Here is a 2,835-nt window from a genome sequence, read left to right as displayed (position 1 = left end):
TCTGACAGCCGCACGCTTCATCAACACGCCGGAAGGGCGCCTGTACAAATCGGGTGACCTGGGACGTTGGCTGGCCGACGGCAGCATCGATTACCTGGGCCGCAACGACTTCCAGGTGAAGATCCGCGGCTTCCGCATCGAACTAGGCGAGATCGAAGCCAAGCTGGCAGCCTGCGATGGCGTGCGTGAAGCAGTCGTGCTGGCACGCGAAGACCAGCCGGGCGACAAGCGCCTGGTGGCGTATGTCGTGCCAAAAACTGGCGTAAGCCTGGAGGCGGCAACCCTGCGTGCCACGCTGTTGGCCGACCTGGCCGAGTACATGGTGCCGGGCGCATACGTGATGCTGGACGAATTCCCCCTGACCGCCAACGGCAAGCTGGATCGCAAGGCGCTGCCGGCGCCGGACGAATCGGCCTTGAGCCGCCGTGAGTACGAGGCACCGCAAGGCGAGGTGGAAACCGCGCTGGCGGAGCTGTGGCAAGAGCTGCTGGGCGTCGAACGCATCGGCCGCCGCGATCACTTCTTCGAGCTGGGCGGCCATTCGCTGCTGGTAGTAAAGGTTATCGAGCGCATTCGCCAGTTGGGATGGAACGCCGATGTACGTAGCGTCTTTTCGACCCCCGTGCTCGCGGACCTGGCCTTGGCACTGCAGGACAAGCCGGCAGCAACGCAAGCAGTCGCCGTGCCGAAAAACCTGATTGAAGAAGGCTGCACTCATATCACTCCGGATATGCTGCCGTTGGTCTCACTCGGCCAATTTGAGATCGATCGCATTGCAGAAACCGTTGCAGGTGGCGCGGCCAACGTAGCCGACATCTACCCACTGGCACCGCTGCAGGCTGGAATCCTGTTCCATCACATGCTGGATACCGAAGGTGACCCTTACCTTTTGCGTTCCACGCTGACTTTCGCTTCCCGCGAGCGAATGGAATCATTCCTTTCTGCTTTGCAGCGTGTGATCGACCGCCATGACATCCTGCGTACCGCAATCGTCTGGGAAGGCATGTCGGCCCCGGCGCAGGTAGTCTACCGTCAGGCAGAGCTGCCGCTGCTGGAGCTGAAGGCCGGCAGTGGCGACGCCCTGGCCGACCTGCTGGCCAATACGGACCCGCGCCGCTGCCGCCTGAATTTGACACGCGCTCCGTTGATGACGGCGAATGCTTGCGAGGATGCGGCAAGCGGCGAGTGGCACATGGCGCTGCTGTATCACCACATCGTATCGGACCACGTGACACTGGAATTCATCATCGGCGAAGTCCAGGCATTGATGCAGGACCGCGCCGACCTGCTACCGGTACCGGTCCCTTACCGCAATTTCATCGCCCATACCCTCGCGATCGACCCGCAAGCGCAGGAAGCCTACTTCCGCGAGAAGCTGGGCGACATCGTTGAGCCGACGGCACCATTCGGCCTGCTGGACGTGCAAGGCGATGGTTCGGGCGCGCGTGAGGCCCACTCGATGCTGGACCCGCAACTATCCGCTCGCCTGCGCCGTGTCGCCCGCAGCCATGGCGCGACACCTGCAGTGCTGTTCCATGCGGCGTGGGCGCGCGTCCTGTCGGCCTGCACTGGCCAGGATGATGTCGTCTTCGGCACCGTTCTCCTGGGCCGCCTGCAGAGTAATGAAGACAACGGCAAAGTTCTCGGGATGTTCGTCAACAGCTTGCCTGTCCGCTCCAACCTGCGCGCAGCAAGTGTGCAGGAGTTGGTGGACGGCATGCGCAGCCAGCTGTCGGCGCTGTTCGAGCATGAACAGGCGTCCCTGACGCTGGCCCAGCGCTGCAGCGGCATAGATGCGCAAGCGCCGTTGTTCACCACTTTGCTCAACTATCGCCACAGCCATGTGACGCGTGCCGGTGACCAGGCCGAATTCGACCAGGCGTGGCAAGGCATCCGCATGCTCGCGGGCGAGGAGCGCATCAATTACCCAATCGGCGTCAACATCGACGACCTGGGCGAAGACCTTGCGGTGACGGCTCAGTGCGATGGCGTCGAGCCTGAGCGCATCACTGATATGTTGCTCGAGGCTGTAGCGCAACTGATGGATGCGCTCGAGCATGCGCCGTCTTCAGCGGCACTCGGGGTGAATGTCCTGCCGGAGAGCGAACGAAGTGTAATCGAGGCCTTCGAGTTGCAGATAGGCGAATTTGAGGACGAATTTACGATTCACGGCCGCTTTGAAGAGCAGGCCGCGGCGCAGCCCGACGCGATTGCGCTGACCGTCGACGGCCAGCAAATGACCTACGAGGAACTGAACTCCAACGCCAACCGCATGGCGCACCGCTTGCTGGAGCTGGGCGTGCAGCCGGACGACCGTGTCGCCATCTGCGCCGAACGCGGTTTCGGTATGATCGCCGGCCTGCTGGCCATCATGAAAGCCGGTGCAGGCTACGTGCCGCTCGATCCTGTCTATCCGGATGATCGCCTGGCCTTCATGCTGGGCGACTGCGCACCGCGCGTGGTCCTGGCTGATAGCGCGCTGGCTTCGCGCCTCGACGTGGGAGCGGCATCGTTGATGCTGCTGGATGACGACTTCGGCGCGCAGCCGGCACACAACCCGGTGCTGGAGGTGTCGCCTTCCTCGCTGGCCTACGTGATTTACACCTCGGGTTCGACCGGTCTGCCGAAGGGCGTAATGATCGAGCACCGCAACGTGGCGCGCCTGTTGACGGCGACCGGCCACTGGTTCGGCTTCGGCCCATCCGACGTCTGGACCCTGTTCCACTCCTTTGCCTTCGATTTCTCGGTCTGGGAAATCTGGGGCGCGCTGCTGACCGGTGGCCGCCTGGTCGTGGTGCCGTACCTGGCGAGTCGCGCACCGCAGGAGTTCTACTC

At 63.1% G+C, this 2,835-nt stretch carries 1 protein-coding gene; it reads left to right on the top strand.

Annotation, left to right across the window (positions count from 1 at the left end; all coding sequences use genetic code 11):
- Window positions 1-2,835: AMP-binding protein (locus tag BM269_RS28840; protein ID WP_139232914.1), on the top strand; the 2,835-nt coding region annotated here is incomplete at both ends.

Origin of the sequence: Duganella sp. CF458, from assembly GCF_900113115.1 — a bacterium.
In the GTDB taxonomy this organism is placed as follows: Bacteria; Pseudomonadota; Gammaproteobacteria; order Burkholderiales; family Burkholderiaceae_D; genus Rugamonas.
The sequence above is the reverse complement of the archived record's forward strand: the minus strand, read 5'-3'. Positions and strand labels throughout refer to the sequence as shown.